Source organism: Streptomyces triticagri, from assembly GCF_003429565.1.
Taxonomy (GTDB): domain Bacteria; phylum Actinomycetota; class Actinomycetes; order Streptomycetales; family Streptomycetaceae; genus Streptomyces; species Streptomyces triticagri.
This window is the reverse complement of sequence record NZ_QUAK01000128.1, coordinates 1-792: the sequence shown is the minus strand read 5'-3', so window position 1 is coordinate 792 and position 792 is coordinate 1. Positions and strand designations below refer to the sequence as shown.

Sequence of the window (792 nt, the reverse complement as noted above, 5' to 3'; positions counted from 1 at the left end):
CCGCTGGATCCGGCGTATCCGGCGGGCCGGCTCGAGCATCTGGTGCGGGATGCCGCACCGAAGGTGATCGTGTCGGCGACCGGCCTCGACCTGCCGGACACCGACGTTCCGGTCCATCGCATCGACACCCTCGGACCCGAACTCGCCACCCACCCCGACACCCCACCCACCCCGGACATCCGCCCCGACCACCCCGCCTACGTCCTCTACACCTCGGGCTCCACCGGCAAGCCCAAGGGCGCGGTCAACACGCACGAGGCCCTCACCAACCGGCTGCTGTGGATGCGGGACCACCTGGACCTGCGCCCCGAGGACCGGGTGCTGCACAAGACCCCGATCGGCTTCGACGTCTCCGTCTGGGAGCTGACCTGGGCGTTCATCGCCGGCGCACGCGTCGTCATGGCAGCACCCGACGGCCACCGCGACCCCGGCTACCTCATCCGCACCATGGCGGACTCGGCGGTGACGGTCACGCACTTCGTACCGTCCATGCTGCGGGTCTTCCTGGACTTCCTCGAGGAAGCGGACGGCACCGGAGACACCCGGCCCACCGCCCTGCGCAGCGTGGTCTGCAGCGGTGAGGAACTGCCGTCCGCACTCGCCGAGCGCTGCCACCGCACCCTGCCGGACACCGAACTGCACAACCTCTACGGCCCCACCGAGGCGGCCATCGACGTCACCGCACACCACGTGACCGACATACCGGCCTCCGGTCGGGTGCCGATCGGGCGGCCGATCACGGGGACGCAGGTGCATGTGCTGGACGGTGTGCAGCGGGTGGTTCCGGTGGGG

Annotated in this window: 1 protein-coding gene; it reads left to right on the top strand. The window is 70.7% G+C overall.

Translation table 11 applies throughout. The features are described from left to right. On the top strand, positions 1 to 792 hold a 792-nt coding region (locus DY218_RS24250), incomplete at both ends, for an AMP-binding protein (RefSeq protein ID WP_147336158.1).